Source organism: Halorubrum sp. SS7 (genome assembly GCF_005435055.1).
GTDB classification, from domain to species: domain Archaea; phylum Halobacteriota; class Halobacteria; order Halobacteriales; family Haloferacaceae; genus Halorubrum; species Halorubrum salinarum.
In genome coordinates this window covers 24,934-45,055 of sequence record NZ_SGXV01000018.1, presented here as the reverse complement: position 1 = coordinate 45,055, position 20,122 = coordinate 24,934, and the positions used below count along the sequence as shown (strand labels likewise).

General features: G+C 70.7%; 20 protein-coding genes. 7 read left to right on the top strand and 13 right to left on the bottom strand.

The window, feature by feature from the left end; translation table 11 throughout:
- Window positions 1-5: 5 nt before the first annotated feature.
- Entirely contained in the window at window positions 6-299 is a 294-nt protein-coding gene (locus EXE44_RS14100) for a hypothetical protein (protein ID WP_137717674.1), read from the bottom strand.
- Between the two features lie 107 nt (window positions 300-406).
- Here EXE44_RS14100 and ileS point away from each other — a divergent pair, with 107 nt between their 5' ends.
- Window positions 407-3,559: an isoleucine--tRNA ligase gene (gene ileS / locus EXE44_RS14095; protein WP_137717673.1), complete on the top strand. Its 3,153-nt coding sequence runs from the start codon at window positions 407-409 to the stop codon at window positions 3,557-3,559.
- A gap of 184 nt (window positions 3,560-3,743) precedes the next feature.
- Window positions 3,744-4,217 (top strand): N-acetyltransferase, encoded by a 474-nt coding sequence (locus EXE44_RS14090; protein ID WP_137717672.1) that lies wholly within the window; start codon window positions 3,744-3,746, stop codon window positions 4,215-4,217.
- Between the two features lie 10 nt (window positions 4,218-4,227).
- On the opposite strand, the gene lrpA1 is transcribed toward EXE44_RS14090, so the two are convergent.
- The 3 genes from lrpA1 to EXE44_RS14075 form a co-directional block, all read right to left on the bottom strand.
- Window positions 4,228-4,656, bottom strand: coding sequence for an HTH-type transcriptional regulator LrpA1 (lrpA1, locus tag EXE44_RS14085; RefSeq protein ID WP_121561912.1), 429 nt, complete (start codon window positions 4,654-4,656; stop codon window positions 4,228-4,230).
- An 83-nt stretch (window positions 4,657-4,739) separates the two neighbouring features.
- The gene (locus EXE44_RS14080) at window positions 4,740-5,678 is read right to left on the bottom strand and encodes a thiamine pyrophosphate-dependent enzyme (RefSeq protein ID WP_137717671.1); all 939 of its coding nucleotides are present in this window, start codon (window positions 5,676-5,678) and stop codon (window positions 4,740-4,742) included.
- 3 nt (window positions 5,679-5,681) lie between these two features.
- A complete protein-coding gene (locus EXE44_RS14075) occupies window positions 5,682-7,577 on the bottom strand; it encodes a 2-oxoacid:acceptor oxidoreductase subunit alpha (RefSeq protein ID WP_053771524.1) in 1,896 nt (631 codons plus the stop codon).
- A gap of 215 nt (window positions 7,578-7,792) precedes the next feature.
- Between EXE44_RS14075 and dph5 the strand changes: the two genes are divergently transcribed.
- The 3 genes from dph5 (at window position 7,793) to EXE44_RS14060 (ending at window position 9,590) form a co-directional block, all read left to right on the top strand.
- Window positions 7,793-8,590 (top strand): diphthine synthase, encoded by a 798-nt coding sequence (gene dph5, locus EXE44_RS14070; RefSeq protein ID WP_137717670.1) that lies wholly within the window; start codon window positions 7,793-7,795, stop codon window positions 8,588-8,590.
- Between the two features lie 123 nt (window positions 8,591-8,713).
- The gene (locus EXE44_RS14065; protein ID WP_137717669.1) at window positions 8,714-9,100 is read left to right on the top strand and encodes a CBS domain-containing protein; all 387 of its coding nucleotides are present in this window, start codon (window positions 8,714-8,716) and stop codon (window positions 9,098-9,100) included.
- Window positions 9,101-9,215: 115 nt separating this feature from the next.
- Window positions 9,216-9,590, top strand: coding sequence for a cyclic nucleotide-binding/CBS domain-containing protein (locus tag EXE44_RS14060; RefSeq protein WP_121561917.1), 375 nt, complete (start codon window positions 9,216-9,218; stop codon window positions 9,588-9,590).
- A gap of 41 nt (window positions 9,591-9,631) precedes the next feature.
- Here the strand turns inward: EXE44_RS14060 and EXE44_RS14055 are convergent, their stop codons facing one another.
- The 9 genes from EXE44_RS14055 to EXE44_RS14015 all read right to left on the bottom strand — a co-directional run bounded on the left by EXE44_RS14055 (window position 9,632) and on the right by EXE44_RS14015 (window position 17,952).
- Window positions 9,632-10,879, bottom strand: coding sequence for a DUF4010 domain-containing protein (locus EXE44_RS14055; protein ID WP_137717668.1), 1,248 nt, complete (start codon window positions 10,877-10,879; stop codon window positions 9,632-9,634).
- A 180-nt stretch (window positions 10,880-11,059) separates the two neighbouring features.
- Window positions 11,060-12,022: an archaeosortase A gene (gene artA / locus EXE44_RS14050; protein WP_137717667.1), complete on the bottom strand. Its 963-nt coding sequence runs from the start codon at window positions 12,020-12,022 to the stop codon at window positions 11,060-11,062.
- A gap of 116 nt (window positions 12,023-12,138) precedes the next feature.
- On the bottom strand, window positions 12,139-12,591 hold the full coding sequence (locus EXE44_RS14045) for a transcription elongation factor Spt5 (RefSeq protein ID WP_004598345.1): 453 nt from the start codon (window positions 12,589-12,591) through the stop codon (window positions 12,139-12,141).
- Window positions 12,591-12,767: a protein translocase SEC61 complex subunit gamma gene (locus tag EXE44_RS14040; protein WP_006628863.1), complete on the bottom strand. Its 177-nt coding sequence runs from the start codon at window positions 12,765-12,767 to the stop codon at window positions 12,591-12,593. The genes EXE44_RS14045 and EXE44_RS14040 overlap by 1 nt, the downstream gene beginning before the upstream one ends.
- A gap of 107 nt (window positions 12,768-12,874) precedes the next feature.
- Complete coding sequence (gene ftsZ / locus EXE44_RS14035) at window positions 12,875-14,032, bottom strand: cell division protein FtsZ (RefSeq protein ID WP_053771518.1); 1,158 nt, start codon at window positions 14,030-14,032, stop codon at window positions 12,875-12,877.
- A 145-nt stretch (window positions 14,033-14,177) separates the two neighbouring features.
- A complete protein-coding gene (locus tag EXE44_RS14030; RefSeq protein ID WP_137717666.1) occupies window positions 14,178-15,629 on the bottom strand; it encodes a D-aminoacyl-tRNA deacylase in 1,452 nt (483 codons plus the stop codon).
- Window positions 15,630-15,741: 112 nt separating this feature from the next.
- Window positions 15,742-16,692, bottom strand: coding sequence for a calcium/sodium antiporter (locus tag EXE44_RS14025; protein WP_137717665.1), 951 nt, complete (start codon window positions 16,690-16,692; stop codon window positions 15,742-15,744).
- A gap of 95 nt (window positions 16,693-16,787) precedes the next feature.
- A complete protein-coding gene (locus EXE44_RS14020; RefSeq protein ID WP_137717664.1) occupies window positions 16,788-16,982 on the bottom strand; it encodes a hypothetical protein in 195 nt (64 codons plus the stop codon).
- 61 nt (window positions 16,983-17,043) lie between these two features.
- Entirely contained in the window at window positions 17,044-17,952 is a 909-nt protein-coding gene (locus EXE44_RS14015; RefSeq protein ID WP_137717663.1) for a PhzF family phenazine biosynthesis protein, read from the bottom strand.
- A 179-nt stretch (window positions 17,953-18,131) separates the two neighbouring features.
- On the opposite strand from EXE44_RS14015, the gene EXE44_RS14010 reads away from it, so the two are divergent.
- Both EXE44_RS14010 and EXE44_RS14005 read left to right on the top strand, forming a co-directional pair.
- Window positions 18,132-19,478, top strand: a complete 1,347-nt coding sequence (locus tag EXE44_RS14010) for an alkaline phosphatase family protein (protein ID WP_137717662.1) — start codon at window positions 18,132-18,134, stop codon at window positions 19,476-19,478.
- Window positions 19,479-19,570: 92 nt separating this feature from the next.
- Entirely contained in the window at window positions 19,571-20,080 is a 510-nt protein-coding gene (locus tag EXE44_RS14005) for a hypothetical protein (RefSeq protein WP_137717661.1), read from the top strand.
- The last annotated feature ends 42 nt before the right edge of the window (window positions 20,081-20,122 follow it).

The following is a 20,122-nucleotide window of genomic DNA, read 5'->3' as shown; positions in this document are numbered from 1 at the left end:
CACGACTACCCGCCGCCACCGCCGTCGTAGCCCCCCTTCCCCGCCTCGGCCTCCCGCTCGCGGCGGTCCCGGTCGTCGTCCGCGTTCGCGGCCGACCGCTCGGACGCCGACCGCTCCGACGCCGACTCGGACCGCCGCGCCGCGAGCGCCCAGCCGAGTGCGTACGCCGCGACCGCGGCGGCGACGCCGGCGGCGGTACCGACGAGCCACGCGCCGGCGGCGAACGCGACGGCGGCCAGCGCCGGGCCGCCGAGGAGCGCGTACCCGAGGTTCTCGCGCACGACTCGCGGCGTCTCCATGTTCGCTGCGTCCGCTTCCCCGGAGAAGTGTCTTGTCCCGCCTCGCCGCCGCTGAACCGTTCCCACGACTCCGCCGTATTCAAATACGCGCGCGCAGACCAACGCGTATGGAGCAGATCGACGACCAGTACGCGCCCGCGGACGTCGAGTCCGCGGTCGACGAGTACTGGGACGACCACGACGCCTACGAGGCGGCGAAGGAGGCGCACGCCGACGACCCGCCGTTCTTCTTCGTGGACGGCCCGCCGTACACCTCCGGGCAGATGCACCTCGGGACGGCCTGGAACAAGACGCTGAAAGACGCCGTCATCCGGTACAAGCGGATGACCGGCCACCGCGTCACCGACCGCCCCGGCTACGACATGCACGGGCTCCCGATCGAGGTCAAAGTCGAGGAGGAGCTCGGCTTCGAGAACAAGCGGGACATCGAGGAGTACGGGATGGAGGCGTTCATCGAGAAGTGCAAGGAGTTCGCTCTAGAGAACCGGGCGGCGATGGACGAGGACTTCGAGTCCATCGGCGTCTGGATGGACTTCGAGGACCCGTACGAGACCATCTCGCCGGAGTACATGGAGGCCGCCTGGTGGGCGTTCTCCGAGGTCGCCGACAACGGCCTCGTCGAGCAGGGGAAGCGGTCCATCTCGCAGTGCCCGCGCTGCGAGACCGGCCTCGCCAACAACGAGGTGGAGTACGAGGACGTCGAGGACCCCTCCATATACGTGAAGTTCCCGCTCGCCGACCGCGAGGGGAGCCTCGTCATCTGGACGACGACGCCGTGGACCATCCCCGCGAACACCTTCGTCGCCGTCGACGAGGAGCTCACCTACAACGCCGTCCGCGCGGAGAAGGACGGCGAGAGCGAACTCATCTACGTCGCCGCCGACTGCGTCGAGGACGTGCTCGGCGAGGGGCGCTACGAGGACTACGAGGTCGAGGCCGAGCTGACGGGCGACGAGCTCGTCGGCTGGGCGTACGACCACCCGCTTGCCGACCGCGTCGCCGAGTACCCCGACTTCGAGGGCGCCGGTCGGGTGTACGCCGCCGACTACGTGGAGGCCGACCGGACCGGGCTGGTCCACTCCGCGCCCGGCCACGGGGAGGAGGACTTCCAGCGCGGCACCGAGCTCGGGCTCGACATCCACTGTCCCGTGAAGCCGAACGGCGAGTTCACCGAGGCGGCAGGCGAGTACGCCGGCCAGTTCGTGCGCGACGCCAACGAGGACATCATCGACGACCTCGTCGCCGACGGACACATGCTCGCGCACGGCACCGTCGACCACAGCTACGGCCACTGCTGGCGGTGCGACACCGGGATCATCCAGCTTGTCACCGACCAGTGGTTCATCTCGATCACGGACGTGAAGGAGGACCTCCTCGACAACATGGAGGACTCGGAGTGGCACCCCGACTGGGCCCGCGACAACCGCTTCCGCGACTTCATCGAGGACGCGCCCGACTGGAACGTCTCCCGCCAGCGCTACTGGGGGATCCCGATCCCCATCTGGGTGCCGGAGGACGCCGACGCCGGCGACCTCGACGAGGACATGATCGTGATCGGCACCCGCGAGGAGCTCGCCGAGCGCGTCGAGGAGGACGTCGACCCCGAGTCGATCGACCTCCACCGCCCCTCCGTCGACGACCTCACCATCGTCGAGGACGGGACGACGTACCGCCGCGTCGAGGACGTGTTCGACGTGTGGCTCGACTCCTCGGTCGCCTCGTGGGGCACGCTCGGCTACCCGAGCGACGAGGCCGCGCACGACGAGCTGTGGCCCGCCGACCTCATCATCGAGGCGCACGACCAGACCCGCGGCTGGTTCTGGTCGCAGCTCGGCATGGGCACCGCCGCGGTCGGCGAGATCCCGTACGACGAGGTGCTGATGCACGGCTTCGCCAACGACGAGGACGGCCGGAAGATGTCGAAGTCGGTCGGCAACATCGTCACGCCGGAGGAGGCGATCGACCGGGCCGGACGCGACCCGCTCCGCACGTACCTGCTCAGCCACGACCAGCAGGGGGTCGACCTCGCGTTCGAGTGGGACGGGCTCGGCGAGATCCAGGGCAAGCTCAACATCCTCTGGAACGTGTTCCGGTTCCCGCTGGAGTACATGGAGCTCGACGGCTACGACCCCGCCGACGCGGACCTCGCCGACGGCGAGCTCGAACTCGTCGACGAGTGGGTGCTCTCGCGGCTCCAGTCCGTGGAGGCCGAGGTCGCAGAGGCCTGGGACGACTATCAGGTCAGCGACGCGGTCAACGCCGTCATCGAGTTCGTCACGCAGGACGTGTCGCGGTTCTACGTGAAGGCGGTCCGCGACCGCATGTGGGAGGAGGCCGACTCCGCCTCGAAGCGCGGCGCCTACGCCACGCTCGCGACCGTCCTCGACGAGGTGATCCGCCTGCTCGCGCCGATCGCGCCGTACCTCACCGAGCGGATGTACCAGCGGCTCGACGGCGCGGCGACGACGGTCCACGCGCTGTCGTACCCCGAGCCGGACGCCGACCTGCGCGACCCGGACCTCGAACGCGACGTGGCGGTCTTCCGCGACGTGGAGGAGGCGGCCGCGAACGCGCGCCAGCAGGCCGGCCGGAAGCTCCGCTGGCCCGTCCCGCGCGTCGTCGTCGAGACGGACGACGAGACCGTCGCGGCCGCGGTCGACCGGCTCGAAGCGCTGATCGCCGACCGCGTCAACGCCCGCGAGGTGGTCGTCACCGACGCGTTCGACGAGCTGGTCGAGACCGCGGAGCCGCAGATGGCGGCCATCGGCCCCGCCTTCGGCGGCGACGCCCAGAAGGTGATGGAGGCGGTCCAGGGCGCGACCCGCGCGGCGGTCGAGGGCGGCGAGGTGACCGTCGACGGCGAGCCCGTCGACCTCGACGACGAGATGGTCGAGTACGTCGCTGAGCCCCCGGAGCACGTCTCCGGCGCCGACTTCGAGGGCGGCACCGTCTACGTCGACACCTCGCTGACCCCCGACATCGAGTCCGAGGGGTACGCCCGCGACGTGATCCGCCGGATCCAGGAGATGCGCAAGGAGCTTGACTTGGACGTGGAGGCGCGGATCCGCGTCGGCGTCGGCGTCGACGACGACCGCGTGGCCGGCTTCGTGGACGACCACGCCGACCTCATCGCCGGCGAGGTGCGCGCCGACGCCTGGCTCGACGACCCGAGCGACGCGGCGGCCGCCGAGGACGGCCTCGTCGAGGAGTGGGAGGTCGAGGACGTCACGCTCACCATCGGCGTCGACCCGGTCGCGTAGGCTCCCCGACCGAAAACGCCGTTTCGAGCGGCCGAGGGCTGGGTTTCGAAGTCGCGCCCGTCGCGCTCGACGACCCGAACCGACGCCGACGGCACCGCCCGGGCGTCGCCTCCGCGACGCGAGTTACTGTGGGAACAATTCGCACCCCGAAACCTATAGGTGCGTTCTTTACTCACGGTTGAACATGGATGTCCGGGCGGCTCGGGCCGACGACGCCGAGGCCCTTCGCACCGCGGTCTCGCGGGCCCGCGAGGAGACGGTGTTCGACGACATCGGCGCGCCGCTGCTCGACGTCTCCGCCGCCGGCGTTCGCGAGGCCGCCGCCGAGGCCGAGTGGTCGTTCCTGATGGAACACGACGAGGAGGGCCCCGTCGGCCTCGCCATCGCGCACCCGGACCCGGACGGCGCCGAGGCGGAGCTGCTGGCGCTGTGGGTCCACCCGAACCGCGCGGGCGAGGGGATCGCGGGAGAGCTGCTGTCGCGCGTCGGCGCCGCACTCGCCGACCGCGGCGTCGAGACCCTCCGGGCGACGGTGCCGGCGGACAGACCGAGCGCGACGGAGTTCTTCGTCGCGCACGGATTCGAGGGGCGCGGGACCCGACGGAGCCCCGTCGGCGACGAGGACGTGGTGGTCGCGGCCCCCCGGACGCTCGTCTGAGGCCGCCGGCCTACTTCAGTCGTTCCTGGAGGAAGGAGGGGTGCGCCGCGGTGACGCCTTCGACGCCGAGCAACTTCTCGGAGATGACCTCGCCGAGCTCGTCGCCGTCGCCGGCGCGGACCTCGGCCATCAGCATGTGGTCGCCGGAGGAGGTGTACAGCGCCTGGACTTCCTCTAGCGACTTCAGTTCGCGCGTCGCCTCCACGTACTGTCCGGAGTCGACGTCCATCCCGACCATGGCGATGGACTGCGACGAGAGCTTCTTCGGGTCGACCTCCGCCGAGTAGCCGACGATCACGCCCCGCTCTTCGAGGCGGTCGATGTACTTCCGCACCGTCGGCTTCGAGACGTCGGCCCGTTCGGCGATCTCCCCGCAGGACGCCTGCGCGTCCTCCTCTAACACGGAGAGGATCCGCTCTTCCGTCGATACGGTACTCATACCACTCCGTTTGTCACCAATGAAAAAATACCTTGCGAATCAAAAAACGAACTCACCGCGCCGTCAACGACTGACGGCCTCGCTCAGGCGTGTTTGTCGAGGAACATGTCGTGGGAGCGCTCCCACTCGTAGTCGTCGTCCCAGTATCGCTCGGCGAGCGGCTCCTCGGGCATCTCGCCGATCGCGCGCTTCTCCTGGCCGTAGGACGGACGGTCCTCGTCGACGTAGAAGCGGCCGGTGAGGACCTCGCCGTCGTAGAGGGACTCCTCGGTCGTGCGCATCATCTCCTGGGCCTCGACGCGGTCCGTCTTGTCGAACTCGTAGTCGTCGGAGTCGTTGACGTCGATGTACGGGACGTACTGGCGCGCGTCCTTGTTCCAGGTCGGACACTGGGTGAGGAAGTCGACGTGCGCGAACCCGTCGTGTTCGATCGCCTCGGTGATGATCTCCTTCGCCTGGTTCGGGTTAACCGCGGCCGTCCGGGCGACGTAGGAGGCGCCGGCGTTGAGCGACATCGAGAGCGGCTTGATCGGCTCCTTGGCGCTCCCGTGGGGCTGCGTCTTCGACTTGTGGCCCTTCGGGCTGGTCGGGGAGGTCTGGCCCTTCGTGAGCCCGAAGATCTCGTTGTTGAACACGATGTACGTCATGTCGTGGTTCTCCCGGGCCGTGTGGACGAAGTGGTTCCCGCCGATCCCGTAGCCGTCGCCGTCGCCGCCGGCGGCGATCACTTCGAGGTCGGGGTTCGCGAGCTTCGCGGCGCGGGCCACGGGCAGCGAGCGCCCGTGGATCGTGTGGAACCCGTACGTGTCGAGGTAGCTGTTCAGCTTGCCCGAACAGCCGATCCCGGTACACAGCAGGGTCTCCTCGGGCGTGCGCCCGACCTCCGGCAGCGCCTGCTTGAGCGCCTTCAGGACGCTGAAGTCACCGCAGCCCGGACACCACGTCGGCTGCGGCTCCACGCCGGGGGTGTACTCGTCGCGGTCGATCTCTCGCTCCTCTCCGATCGCTGAAAACGTGCTCATTGGTTAGTCACCTGCGGCTGGGACGAACGTGGTCTGGTGGCCGGACGCGTCGCCGTCGCCCTCGACGATCGCGGCCTCGAACCCGTCGACGACCTCCGCCGGCTCGAACGGGTTCCCGTTGTACTTCAACAGGCTCGACAGCTTCTCGCCGTAGCGGCCGAGGTTCTTCTGGACGAGCCCGCGGAACTGTCCGGACGCCGTCATCTCGACGACGAGGACCTCGTCGACGCTCTCGACGAACGCCTCGACCTGCTCGGTCGGGAACGGGAGCATGTCGGAGACGCCGTACGACTTCACGGAGTGGCCGGCCTCGTTGAGCCGACCGACGGCCTCCTCGACGGTCCCCTGCTGACTCCCGAACGTGAGGATGCCGTACTCGGCGTCCTCGGGGCCGGCGTACGAGCCGGTGTCCTCCCCGTCGAGGTCGGCGCGGATCGCCTCCAGCTTCTGGGTCCGCCGGTCGATCTGCGCGACCCGGTTGTCCGGGGACTCGCTGATGTGGCCGGTCGGGTCGTGCTCGTTGCCGGTCGCGAGGAAGCGACCGCCCTTCTGCCCGGGCACCGACCGCGGCGAGACGCCGTCGTCGACGTCGTGCTGGAAGCGGTGGAACTTCCCGTCGCCGGAGTGCGGCTCGTCCGCGAGCGCGTCCTCCGAGAGCGTCTTCCCGAGGTCCGGGTTCGGGTCGCGGTCGAAGTGGCTCTTGGGGACGTTCGTCAGCTCGCCGCCGAGCTTCTGGTCGTACAGCAGGATCGTCGGGATCTGGTACTCGTAGGCGAGCCGGAAGGCGATCCGCGACTGCTCGTACGCCTCCTCGACGGTCCCCGGGGCCAGGACGACGCGCTGGGAGTCGCCCTGCGAGGTGTAGAGGACGTGTTCGAGGTCGGACTGCTCCGGCTTCGTCGGCATCCCGGTCGAGGGGCCGGCGCGCATGGCCTCGACGAGGACAACGGGCGTCTCCGTCATCTCCGCCAGCCCGAGCGGCTCGGACATCAGCGCGAACCCGCCGCCGGAGGAGCCGGACATCGCCTTGACGCCGGCGTGCGAGGCCCCGACCGCGAGCGCGGCCGCGGCGATCTCGTCTTCCACCTGCTCGGAGATCCCGCCGAGCTTCGGCAGGTTCTGCGTCATGATGGTGAACACCTCGGTCCACGGCGTCATCGGGTAGCCGGCGATGAACCGGCAGCCCTCGTCGATGGCGCCGTAGGAGATGGCGTCCGACCCGGACATGAGCAGCTGGGTCTCGTCGTGTTCGCCCGTCGGCACCGACACGTCCGGGGCGTCCACGTCGTACTCCTCGCGGACCTGGTCGTACGCGGTCTCAAGGATCTCCAGGTTCGGTTCGAGGATCTTCTCCGGCATCGCGTCGCGCATCAGGTCCTCGACGTGGTCGAGTTCCATGCCGGTCAGCGCGCAGGTCGCGCCGACGCCGGCGGTGTTGCGCATGACTTCCCGGCCCATGTCGCGGGCGAGCCCGCGGAGGTCGAGCGGGTACACGTGCCAGTCGTTCTCCTCGGCGCGCTCCTCGAAGTTCGGGATCTCGGAGGCGTCCAAGAGCCCCTCGTCGTAGACGATGACGCCGCCCTCGCGGAGCTCGTCTAAGTTCTCCGAGAGCGGTTTGATCTCCTCGTTGCCGTAGACGGCTTCTTCCTGGGGATTACGGGCGAAGGAGTCGCCGAGGGCGAGCAGGAAGTTGTAGCCGTCGCCCCGGGATTCGACGGGGTCCGCCGACGCGCGGACCTCGGTGTAGGTGTGGCCGCCGCGGATCCGCGACGGGTAGTGCCGATGCGTGAAGACGTTGAGCCCCGATCGCATCAAGGCCTTCGCGAAGTTCTGGCTGGTGGAAGCGATCCCGTCACCGGATCCCCCCGATATCCGCCAGATGAGTTCGTCGTCAGTCATAGTGGTATGTGAGCCCGAATGGGCCTCGTGGCCCGACGTTGTGCTGGTTCCCTCTTAGGGCTTGCTATGGAATCCCAAGGGACTATCATGAAGGTCTATTAGGGGCGCTCGGGCGCTCCTCGCCCGTCCGCCGGACCGATCCGAGCGCCCGCCGTCGGTTTCGTCGCTCCCGGCCCTTTCGCGTCCTTTTAGGCCGCCGCGCGCCGAGCGAATCCATGCTCACCTTCATCGGGCTCGGCCTCTACGACGAGCGCTCCGTCACCGTCGAGGGGCGCGAGGCGCTGCGGGCGGCCGACCGGGTCTTCGCGGAGTTCTACACCAGCCGGCTGGTCGGCGCCGACGTCGCCGACTTGGAGGCGTACCACGATGTCGACGTGGATGTCCGCGACCGCGCCGGCGTGGAACAGGATCCGGAGCCGATCCTGGAGGCGGCCGCGGACGGCGACGCGGCCTTCCTCACGGCCGGCGACACGATGATATCGACCACGCACACCGACCTCCGGCTCCGCGCCGAGGAGCGCGGCATCGACACGCGGGTGATCCACGGCGTCACCGCCCAGTCGGCGGCGTCGAGCCTGACGGGGCTCCAGAACTACCGGTTCGGGAAGGCGACGACGCTGCCGTTCCCGTACGCGCACGGCGGCGACGACGTGCCCGCGAGCGTGGTCGAAACCATCGAGGCGAACCGCGAGCGCGGGCTCCACACCGTCGTCTACCTCGACATCAAGGTCGGGACCGGCCCGAGCGGCCCCGACCCGGACCACGAGGAGTACATGACCGCCGACGTGGCCGCCGACCTGCTCGCCGAGGGGTGGCGAGACGAGCTCGCCGTCGTCGTCGCCCGCGCGGGCTCGCCCGACGCGGTCGTCGCCGCCGACCGCCTGAGCGCGCTCGCCGACCGCGAGTTCGGCGACCCGCTCCACCTGCTCGTGATCCCTGGCGACCTCCACCACGTCGAAGCGGACGCGCTGGTCGGCCTCGCGGACGCTCCCGAGGCCCTCGTCGAGGAGTGAGCCGGCGGCGGCTCGGGGGGTTCCCCTCCCTCGCCGCTCGCTCGGCCAGCGCCCGTGTCGCCCGACGCGGACCGGTCCCTCCGACCGGATAATTGATTACCGTGCCCAGCGTTACCACGAGTCATGAACGACGTACTCGTCGATCGGCTCATGTCGACCGACCTCACCACGATCGAGCGCGGGGCCGCCGCGGCCGACGCGGCGAAGCGGATGCGCGACACCGGCGTCAGTTCGATCCTCGTCGTCGAGCCCGACGGGCGGCTGGCCGGGCTGATCACCGCGACGGACTTCGTGGGGCTCGTCCGCGACAACGACCCGAAAGACCGGACGCCGGTCGAGGCGTTCATGACGACCGACGTCGTCACGGTGGGCCGCGAGGACACCGTCGCGGAGCTGGCGGCGCCGACCGCGCACGGCTACACCCACCTCCCCGTGACCGACGCGGACGGGAGGCCGATCGGGATGGTCTCGACGACGGACCTCACGGCGCACCTCTCGAAGGCGCGCTGACGCCCCCTCGGAGCGTCGCGTCCCGACGGCCTTCCGACGGTCCCGAGCGGGGTCGCGCCCGCCCCGCGTTGTGCGTTCCGGAAGAGTAATGACACGCGGTACCACACGTCGTGGCATGGATCTCGACGACAGAACCCGCGTCGCGGACGTGATGTCGACGCCCCTGGAGACGATCGGAGCGGACGCCCCGATTCGGGACGCGGCCCGACGGATGCGCGACGGCGGCATCAGCGCGCTCGTCGTGACCACCGGCGGCGGCTGTATCGTCACGCAGAGCGACGTCGTCGGGGCGGTCGCCGACGGGCGCGACCCCGAGGCGACGACGGTCCGCGACGTGATGACCGAGGACGTCGAGACGGTGACGCCCGACCTCATGATGCAGGAGGTGGCCGCGATGATGACGATGTACGGCGTCAAACACCTCCCGGTCGTCGACGACGACTACGTCGGCATGGTCTCGTCGACGGACATCGCCGAACACCTCTCGTAAGGCCCCCCGACCCCGCGCCGGAGCGGGTCCGCCGGCGCGTTTCAGAGCAGCAACAGCGGGACCCCGGCGAGCACGCCCACGGCGATGAGCAGGAGGTTCCAGAGGAACACCGGTCGGACCAGCTCCCGGGCGATGCTCGCCGCGAAGACGGTCTTGATCAGGACGCTGGCGGCGGTGCCGGCGATCACGCCCGCGACCGCCGTCTCGACTCCGATCTGTCCGGTCCCGAGCAGCGAGACCGCCGTGGTCGTCGAGGTCCCCGACGACACCAGGCCGGCGAGGAAAGAGGTCACGATGAAGCCGCTCGCGCCGAACGACTCCTCGGCGACCGCGGAGGCGAGCAGCACGAGCAGGAAGAGCGCGCCGAAGGTGAGCGCGTTCCCGAGGCTGAACGGCGAGGTCAACTCGGCCTCCATCGTCGTCCGCCAGTCGCTCCGCCACACGGCGACGCCGACCCCCGCGACGGTGATCGCGCCGAGCGGGACGCCGACGACGAGCGCCGCCTCGGGGACGAAGACGGCCACCACCGCGGCGTTCCGGAACGCCATCGCCGCGTTCGCGAGGAGGATCGACCCCACCGCGATGTCGCCGAGGTCCGCGCGCCCCTTCGCCCGCTTGGCCATCTCGGCGACGACCGCCGTCGAGTTGACGAGCCCGCCGAAGAAGCCCGTCACCGCGTAGCCGCGGCCCTGATACCGCTTGACGAGGACGTAGTTGACGAACCCGATGGCGCTGACCGCGACCACCAGCGACCAGACCAGCCGCGGCTGGACCGCCCCCCACGGGTCGACCGTCTCAGCGGGGAGGAGCGGGAAGACGACGAACGCGAGGATGGTGAACTCCACGGCGCTGCGCACCTCCTGTCTGGAGAGCCCCCACGCGAACGCGTGGAGCTCCCGTTTCAACACCAGGAGTAGCGACGACAGCACCGCCACCGTCACCGACTCGATGAACAGTCCCGCCGCGACGAGGACGCCGACGCCGTACGCGACGAGCATCGACGCCGACGTGGTCAGCGAGAGGCCGTCCACGTCGGCCTCGACGAAGCTTCGCACCGCCAGCAGCACCGCGCTGGCGACCACCAGCACCCCGCCGACGACGAGGAGCCCCGGCTCGCCGACGAGCGAGAACACCGCCGCCGCGAGGCTGATCAGCGCGAACGTCCGGATCCCCGCCGACTTCTGTGACCACTCCCGCTCTAACCCGAGGAACATGCCGAGCGCGGTCGCCAACACCAGCTTCGCGACGTTCGTCTCCAGGTAGACGAACGGGTCGACGCCGCCGATCACCGCCGCTCACCCCGTCGCGGCCGCGTCCCCCGACGCGGACCGGGGGATTCGCCGCGCGTCGTCGCAGTCATGCTCGCCCGTACCCGTCGCCCACGTCTATAGCTTGCTATATAGCGCTATGTATTCTCCGCAGTTCTCCGGGACGTGACCGCCCCGCCAGGACCGTCGAGAGGCCGTCGGCTACCGGTTCGTCGGCTCGCGCGGGAGGTCGAGCGCCTCCGTCAGGTCGTGTTCCTCGCCGGTGATGAGGTAGAGCACGTCCTCTAAGATGACCGCCAGCTCGGGCAGTTCGCGCACCGCGAGGAAGGTGATCGCGATGAGCGCCACGACCGCCAACAGCTGGCTCATGATCCGGTCGGAGATGAGGAAGGAGACGCGGTACGGGTCGGTCGCGCCGAACATCGTCATCACGAGGTCCGGGTACCAGTGCATGTACTGGTTGCCGGACACGACCGAGATGAACGTCGTCCGGAGGATGTTCAGCCCGTAGATGAGCGGGATCGACACCGCGAGCGCGCGGAGCTTCCTCGTGAGCGGCGCCTCGACGGCGGCCACGAGCCCGCCGAAGATGGCCATGCTCCCGAGCCCCGTACACGCCAGCACGATGTGGATGACGACCGTGTGGCCGTCGTCGAGCGTCCACGAGTACGCCGCGTCGTACCCCTCGTTGCTCGCCACCGCCTCCGGCGCGTAGCCGAGCAGGTCGATGAGCGCTCCCGTCTGGGACGCCACGATCTCGATGAGGACCCGACGGGGCTCCGGGACCGCGACCCCGGCGACGGTGAACGCCGGGATGGTCTCGAACGGCAGGTAGATGAACAACATGAATGCGATGGCCCGGGTGAGAGTGAAAAGCGAGGCCCGCCCGTCGTAGAGGAGGTACCCCGCGTACACGCTGGCGGGGAAGCCGACCAAAGCGAGGATCGACTCGACGTAGCTCTGGTGTTCGAACGCGAAGTACGGCACCGTCGACAGCCAGAAGAGCCCGAACAGCGCCCACGTCGCGGCCGCGAGGACGCGCCCCGCGGCCAGTCCGCGGCTGTCGAGCGCCCACGAGATCGCGAAGAGGATCGCGACGATCCACGCGAACGTGAACGTGTCGGGGATCACGCTCAACACCGCCGGCACGCCGTGGCCGAACATACCCGTCTGGTCCGTCGTCGTCGAATAAAGCCCTTGTCGTTGCGTGCGGGACCGCCGTCAGACCGGCGGACCGATCCGCCTCGCGTCGCTCCGTTTCCGCGCTCGCCCGGGGGGAGCTACCGTTCCTCGCTGTCGAGCACGCGGATCTGGTCGCCGCGGACCGTCACCGGAATCGGCACGGTCGCCTCGTACAGCTCGACGGTCACCTGGTCTTTCCCCTCGTCGATCCGCTGGACGCGCGCCTTCTCGCCCTTGAACGGGCCCGCGATCAGCTCGACGATGTCGCCCTCGCCGATCCCCTCCACGTCCGGGGTCGGCGAGAGGAAGTGCTCGACCTCGGAGAAGGGGCTCTCGGCGGGGCCGTCGCCGCCCTGAATAACGCCGCGAGCGTGCGGGATCTCGTCGAGGATCCGCCCGAAGGCGGTCCCGTCGGTCGCCTCGACCATCACGTAGCTCGTGAGCTGGTCGGGGGCGATGACGGCCTGGATCTCCGGCGCCTCCTTCTCGGCGATCATGTCGGCGACCGTCCGCTCCTGGCTCGCCGTCGTCTTGACCGAGTAGATCGGCATTACGCGCCGACCCCCGGGAGGAGGCTCATGATCGCGAACATCAGGAAGCCGATGAACCCGATGAGCAGGATCCCGGCGCCGGCGATCTTCGACACCTGGAGGAACTCGTCGGTGCTCGGCGTGCTCGCCAGCTTCAGCACCCGAATGTAGCTGTTGAGGTCGTACGGAACGTCCATGTTACCCGAGGATTCGAGACGAGACGGTTTTTACCTTTTGATGCGCCCCCGAAGCGGCGACGGCGCCGTCGCGGCGCGGGGCGACCGACCCGCCCGCTCGGCGTCCGTCACTCCACGTAGTCGATGTCCTCGACGTCGCTCGGCGCGCCGCCCTCCGGCGGCTCGCCGTTGCTGCCGTAGATCTGCGGCGACTCGACGCCGGTGACGACGATCATCGTCCGCATCTCGCCCTCCAGCTCGTCGTCGACCGAGGTCCCCCAGATGATCCGCGCGTCGGGGTCGATCCGGTCGTAGATCTCCTCGACGACGCCCTCGGCCTCCTCGATGGACATGTCGGTGCCGCCGGTGACGTTCACGAGCGCGGAGTTCGCGCCGGAGATGTCCACGTCGAGCAGCGGCGAGCGCAGCGCGGACTTCACCGAGTCCTGCGCCTTCGAGTCGGAGTCGGACTCGCCGAGGCCGATCATCGCGACGCCGCCCTTCTCCATCACGGTGCGGACGTCGGCGAAGTCGAGGTTGACGAGCCCGGGCATCGTGATGAGCTCCGTGATCCCCTTCACCGAGCGCATCAGCACCTCGTCGGACACCTTGAACGCCTGGCGGACGGGGAGCTTCCCGACCGCGTCGAGCAGGCGGTCGTTGGGGACGACGATGACCGTGTCGCTCACGTCGCGGAGCCGTTCGAGGCCGGCCTCGGCGTTCGTCCGTCGGACCTCGCCCTCGGCGGTGAACGGCGTCGTGACGATGGCGATGGTGAGCGCCCCGGACTCGCGGGCCGCCTTCGCGACGACCGGCGCCGAGCCGGTTCCGGTACCGCCGCCGAGCCCGGCGGTGACGAACACCATGTCGGAGCCGTCGATGGCGTCCTGGATCTCCTCTTGGGACTCGATGGCCGCCTCCTCGCCCACCTGCGGGAGGGAGCCGGCGCCGCGGCCCTGCGTCTTCTGCTGGCCCATCAGGATCTTCGTGTCGGCCTCGATGTTGACGAGGTGCTGGACGTCGGTGTTGGCCGCGACCAGCTTCGCGCCGTGGATCCCCTCCTCGGTCATGCGGTTGACCGTGTTGCCGCCGGCGCCCCCGCAGCCGACGACCGTGATGTTCGTCTGGAGGTCCTGGAGGACGTCCTGTAGCTCGTCGTCGGTCATCGTCCCCGTCTGCGGCGGCGCGCCGGCGCTCCCCCCGGCTGCGCTCTCGCCGGCTCCCCCGGCGTCGTCTGCGGGGGCCTCTTCGGCTTCGTCGATGGCGTCCTCAACGATGGAGTCCATTATGTGGTGAGGTTGCGACCCGGACGTATTTATTTTTGCCCGTTCGTCTGACGCGGGTCAGACGCCGAAATCTCCGTCGTTCGCGGCCGACCCGAGCGCGCACGGCCCGGACGGCGGCGACGACGCCCGCGGGACCGCTTATAAATTATTTCAGGGCCGCGCCGTCGATCGGGAAGCGGTCGGTACGCGCGCGCGACACCGCCTCCGGCGTCACGGTCTCGCCGTCGACCTCGACCGGCTCCCTGTCGGCCAACCGACCGAACGCGGGCCCTTCCGGGACGCCTCGCTCGGCCGCCAGCGACGGGTCGAACGCCGTCTCCCGGGCGACCACCGCGCCCTCCTCCGGCGACACCTCGACCGCGTCGTACCCCGTTTCCAGCACACCGACCAACCCCTCAATCAGGTCCGCGTACCCCGGCGCCTCCGGGGCCGTCGCGAACGCGACGCGCCCGGCCGCCCGCGTGCCGCCCTGTTCCGTGTCGAACGCGACGGCGACGCGCTCGACCGCCGCGCGCGCCGCGTCCGCGTCGAGCCCTTGGGCCCGCGCGAGCAGGTCCGCCGGGAGGTCCCGGACGCGGACCGCGTCGCTATCGCCGTCGACCGCCCCCGCGTCGTTGTCGACCGCATCGTCGTCGACCGCGACCGCGCCGAACCGCAGGCCGTCGTCGACGGGACCGATCTCGGCCTCCAGCCGTTCGACGAGCGCGAGCGGCGCGTCGCCGACCTCGCGGACCCACGTCTCGCTCACCACCCCGTACCCGAGGTCCTCGACCACCGCCGCGAGGTCGGGGCGGTCGCCGTCGATCACGGCCCGCTCGGCGCGGCTCCGCTCGAACGCGGCCTCGATCACCCGGCGGTTTGCGTCGGGCGCGCCGAGCTCCCCGAGCGCCCAGTCGGCGCCGACGTGGCCCACGGCCCACTCGGTCTCGCGAACGATCCGGGTGAACCGCGGCGCGTAGTGCCCCCCGCCGAAGCCGACGACGTGGCGGGGCCGGCTCTCGGCGTCGGCCGCGTCGGCCGCCGCGGCGTCGTCGTCCGCCGTCAGGTCCGCGCCGGTCCCCCGCAGGTCGAGGACCGCCCGCGCGACCGCCCGGGCCGCGTCCGGGTCCTCCCACTGCGGCTCGTCGGACCCCAGTTCGACGAACAGCGACGGGACGGCGACGTCGGTCGGGCCATGGTGGGTACACTCGATGCCGACCTCGTACCCGTCGGGCGCGTGCCGCGCGAGCGCCTCCACGACGCGCTTCTCGGCGCCCGGCGCGGCCCGCGCCAGCGACTCAGGCTCGCCGCCGTACTCGGCGCCGCCGAAGTTCCCGGTGACGTGCGCGGTGAGGAGCCGCCCGGTCTCGCCGGAGTGCCTGGAGACGAACGCGAGGAACGCGGGGTCGCAGTCGAAGGCCGCGGTCGGGTCGGACAGCCGGATGTGGAGGTCGTCGAACTCGCGGAGCTCGAACCCCTCCGTCCGGTAGTAGGTCCCGCCGCCGTCGGCGTCGGGGCGCGAGCCGTCCTCCCGCGCCGTCCAGTCGCCGACCTCCAGCAGCCGCTCCCCGATGTGCGCCGAGGCGCCGTCGGCCCGGCTGACGACGATCGCTATCACGGAACCCGCTCCGGCGCCCGCGACCGAATACCCGTCGGTTCCGCTCCCGGATCTCGCCCCGTCGCGGCCGCCCTCCGCCGCGGCCGCCCCGGTCGGAACCGGGCACGCCGCGCTACGGGAGCAACAGGTACACGAAGACCCCGTACCCGACGGTGAGCACGGCGCCGTCGAGCCGGGTGATCCGGTCGCGGTACGCCATGATCGCGACGATTCCGGCCGTGAACGCGAGCAGCGCGGGGAACTCGAAGCCGCGGACGCCCGGGGCGACGCCGATGGGCGTCACCACCGCGACGATCCCGATGACCGCGAGGATGTTGTAGATGTTCGACCCGACGACGTTGCCGACGCTGAACTCCGCCTGGCCGCGCACCGCGGCCACGACGCTGGCGGCCAGCTCCGGCAGCGACGTGCCCAGCGCCAGCACCGTGAGCCCGATGAAGATGTCGGAGAAGCCGGCGGCCGCCAGCAGCGACTCGCTGCCGTCGATCAGCCACCGGGAGCCGAGGACGAGCGCGGCGATCCCCCCGACGACCGCCGCGGCGTCGCGCACCTTCGCGTCCGGCATGTCGTCGCGCTCGCTGTCGGAGATCGCCGACTGGTTCGCCTGAACGCGCCGCAGGACCGCGGCCGTGAACGCGGCGAGCGCCGCGAGGAGCACCGAGCCGTCGAACAGGCCGATCCGCCCGTCCCAGCCGAGCGCGACGAGCAGCAGCGCGGCCAGCACCATGAACGGAACGTCTCGGCGGAACACGGTGTCGGAGACGTCGAGCGGGCGGATGAGCGCGGAGACGCCCAACACGAGCCCGATGTTCGCGATGTTCGAGCCGACGATGGCGCCGAGCCCGATGTCGGTCGACACCGTGACGGCGCCCAGCAGCGAGACGAACAGCTCCGGGGCGGTCGTCGCGAACGCCACGACCGTGACGCCGACGGTCGACGCCTTCAGCCCCACGGCGAGCGCGAGGTCCCGCGCGCCGGTGACGAGCAGTTCGGCGCCGGCGTACAGGAGGGCGACGCCGCCGACGATCAACAGCAGTTCGAGGAGTGGCGACCCGGGCAGCACGGCTCCCGGTTCGCAACGGCGTTTCAAAAGGGTCGTGATCCCCGGTCGCTCGGGGCGTCGCCACCGGTCGATCGCCGCTCGCCGCCGCCCCCGCGTCAGGCGTGGCCCGCCCGGAACTCCCCGTGTTTCACGCCGATGGCGAACGCGAGCCCCCCGAAGACGAGCATCGAGGGCACGACCATCATCAGCGTCGTCTGAAGGGGCATCATCCCCGCGCCGATGAGGCCGCCGGCGCCGACCGCGACGATCAGTACGAGGATCGCTGCCGCGCGTGGAAGGTCGAACTCCATGGGATCGGTACGTGGCGAGCGATCCTAAACGTTCTGTCTCCGACGCCCGCGTCCCGGCGCATCACGCCTCGATGATCTCGTCGTCCTCGTCGTCGGGGATCCGGATCTCCCCGTCGAGCGCGACCGTGGCTCGCCCGCCGACGCGGACGCCGTCCGCCTCGACGCGGACGCGGACCCGTCCGGGTCGGTCGAGGAAGTGCCCCTGTTCGAACCGGAGCTCGTCGGGCTCGTCCCCGTCGAAGGCGTCGACGCGGCGGAGGTACCCCCCGACCGCGCCGCTCGCGGTCCCCGTGACCGGGTCCTCCGCGATGCCGAGCGACGGGACGAACGCCCGGCCGTGGAGCGTCGAGTCGGCGTCGAGCGCGTCGAAGGTGAACGCGTACACGCCCGCGACGTCGAACTCCTCGGAGAGCGCCTCGACCGCGTCGTCGTCCGGGTCCGCCTCGCCCAGCCGCTCCAAGAAGTTCACCGGGACGACGAGGAACGGTAGGCCGGTCGACGCGACCGCGACGGGGAGGTCCGCGCCCACGTCGCGCAGCGCCGCGGGGTCGACGCCGAGCGCGGCCGCCACCCGGTCGAGGTCGACGTCGACGACCTCGACGCTCGGCGCCTGCTGTCGCATCCAGACGGTGCCGTCGTCGTCGACCGAGACGGTGAGGTCGCCGACGTTCGTACGGAGCGTGCGCTCGCCGCCGTCGATCGCCCCCTCGGCGAACAGGGCGCCGTAGGTCGCTATCGTGGCGTGGCCGCAGAGGTCGACCTCCGTGGTCGGCGAGAAGTAGCGGAGCCGGTCGTCGGCCGCGCCGTCGCCGTCGGTCAGGAACGCGGTCTCCGAGGCGCCGAGCTCGGCGGCGACCGCGGCCTGCTGGTCGTCGCTCAGCCCCTCGGCGTCGGGGACGACGCCGGCGGCGTTCCCGGCCAGCGGCTCCGCGGCGAACGCGTCGACGAGCATCGCGCGTCTGTGTTCCATGTCGGCCCCTCAGCGAGTCACGGACAAAAACCCTCCCGAGCCGGTCGGCGGTCCGGGCCTCGCGAACAGACGAGCCGCCCCTCGGGCGTCGCCGATCCCCGCCTCTCGCGGGCGGCGACCCGGCGTTTCGCGGCGCGTCCGATGTCAATCCTTTTGCCCTCGACCGCGGATGGGTGTGTATGGGCCTCTTCGACCGGCTGCGAGGGAGCGACACGCCGCGGGTGGCGTTCATCGGGATCGACGGCCTCTCGTACCGGCTCGTCGCCGACAACCCGGAGACGTTCCCGGCGCTGTCGGCGATCGCGGACGAGGGCGGTGGGGGACGGATCGACAGCATCGTGCCGGCGGAGTCGAGCGCGTGCTGGCCGAGCCTGACGACGGGGAAAAACCCCGGCGAGACGGGCGTGTACGGATTCCAGGACCGCGAGGTCGGATCCTACGACACCTACGTGCCGATGGGGCGCGACGTCCAGGCGCCCCGGGTGTGGGACCGCGCGACCGAGGCGGGGCTCGACGCAACCGTGATGAACGTCCCCGTCACGTTCCCGCCGCAGCGGACCGTCCAGCGGATGGTCTCCGGCTACCTCTCGCCCGACCTCGACGCGGCGGCCACCCCCGAGGAGCTCCGCGAGTACCTGACCGGCAGCGACTACCGGCTGTCGGTCAACGCGAAGCTCGGCCACAAGCCGGACAAGACGGCGTTCCTAGAGCACGCCCGGGAGACCCTCGACGCGCGCGCCGCGGCCTTCGAGCGCTACGTCGAGCGGGACGACTGGGACCTCTTCGTCGGCGTCTTCACCGCCCCCGACCGCGTCAACCACTTCCTCTGGGGCGACTACGAGGACGGCGGGACGTACCGCGAGGAGCTGCTCGCCTTCCACGCCGCGCTCGACGAGCACGTCGGGTCGATCCGCGAGGCGCTCCCGGACGACGTCACCCTCGTCGTCGGCTCCACGCACGGGTTCCGCCGCCTCCGGTACGACGTGTACTGTAACGAGTGGCTCGAACGCGAGGGGTGGCTCTCGTACGCGGACGACGACCACGACGCGCTCGCCGACGTCACCGATGACACCCGCGCGTACTCGCTCGTCCCCGGCCGCTTCTACCTCAACGTGGAGGGCCGCGAGCCGAACGGCGTCGTCCCCGAGTCCGAGTACGAGGAGACGCGCGCCGAGCTGCGCGAGGCGCTGGAGTCGTGGACCGGCCCCGACGGCGACCCCGTCGCCGACCGCGTCGTCGACCGCGAGACCGTGTTCCGCGGCGATCATGCCGCCATCGCGCCCGACCTCGTCGTCCTCCCGAACGACGGCTTCGACCTCAAGTCCGGGTTCCGCCCGCACGACGGGGTGTTCGACCCCGACGGCCCCCGGACCGGGATGCACGCCTTCGACGACGCCGCGCTGTTCGTCGACCACCCGGACGCGACGGTCGAGGACGCGGACCTCCTCGACGTCGCCCCGACCCTCCTCCGACTCCTCGACATCGAGTACGGCCGCACCGACTTCGACGGCGCCAGCCTCGTCTGAGCCGTCGGCGCCCCGGCTCCCGCGTCGCCCCCACCGTTCCGCTCCCGCCGTCCGGCGACCGAATTGAAGTGAGTCCGCCCCCACCGACCGGTATGGAGCGCACCCCCGACGGGACCCCCGTCGGCGTCGACGACCCCTACGCGGTCGCCGGCGTCTGCGACCACCTCACCGACGACGGTCGGTGTCGCTTCGCGCTGACGCGGTCCGGAGACGACCCCGAGTTCGCGGCGGCCCGCCGCGCCGACGGCTACGACTGCCACGTCGGCGCCGACGGCGAGTGGCGCGCGTGCCCGCACTACCGGTCGACGACCGACGCGAAGACCTGCGCCCGGTGCGGGCTGGCGGACGTCCGTCTGGCCCACGACGACTCCCGGCCGCTCGTCGAGGAACACCACCTCTCGTACGGCGGCGACGGCTCCCACGAGATCACGGTCGGCCTGTGTCGCTGGTGCCACGCCAAGGTCCACAACTCGATCGCTCGGATCGACGACGACGCGAGCCCGGACCCCGAGGCGATCGCCGAGCGCGAGCGACGGCGGGAGACCGAGCGCTCGGCGTCGGCGTTCGAAGCGGCCAGCGAGGGATACGATCCCGAGGAGTGAGCGACCGTCGCCCGATCCGATTCAGCCGACTGACGACCGATC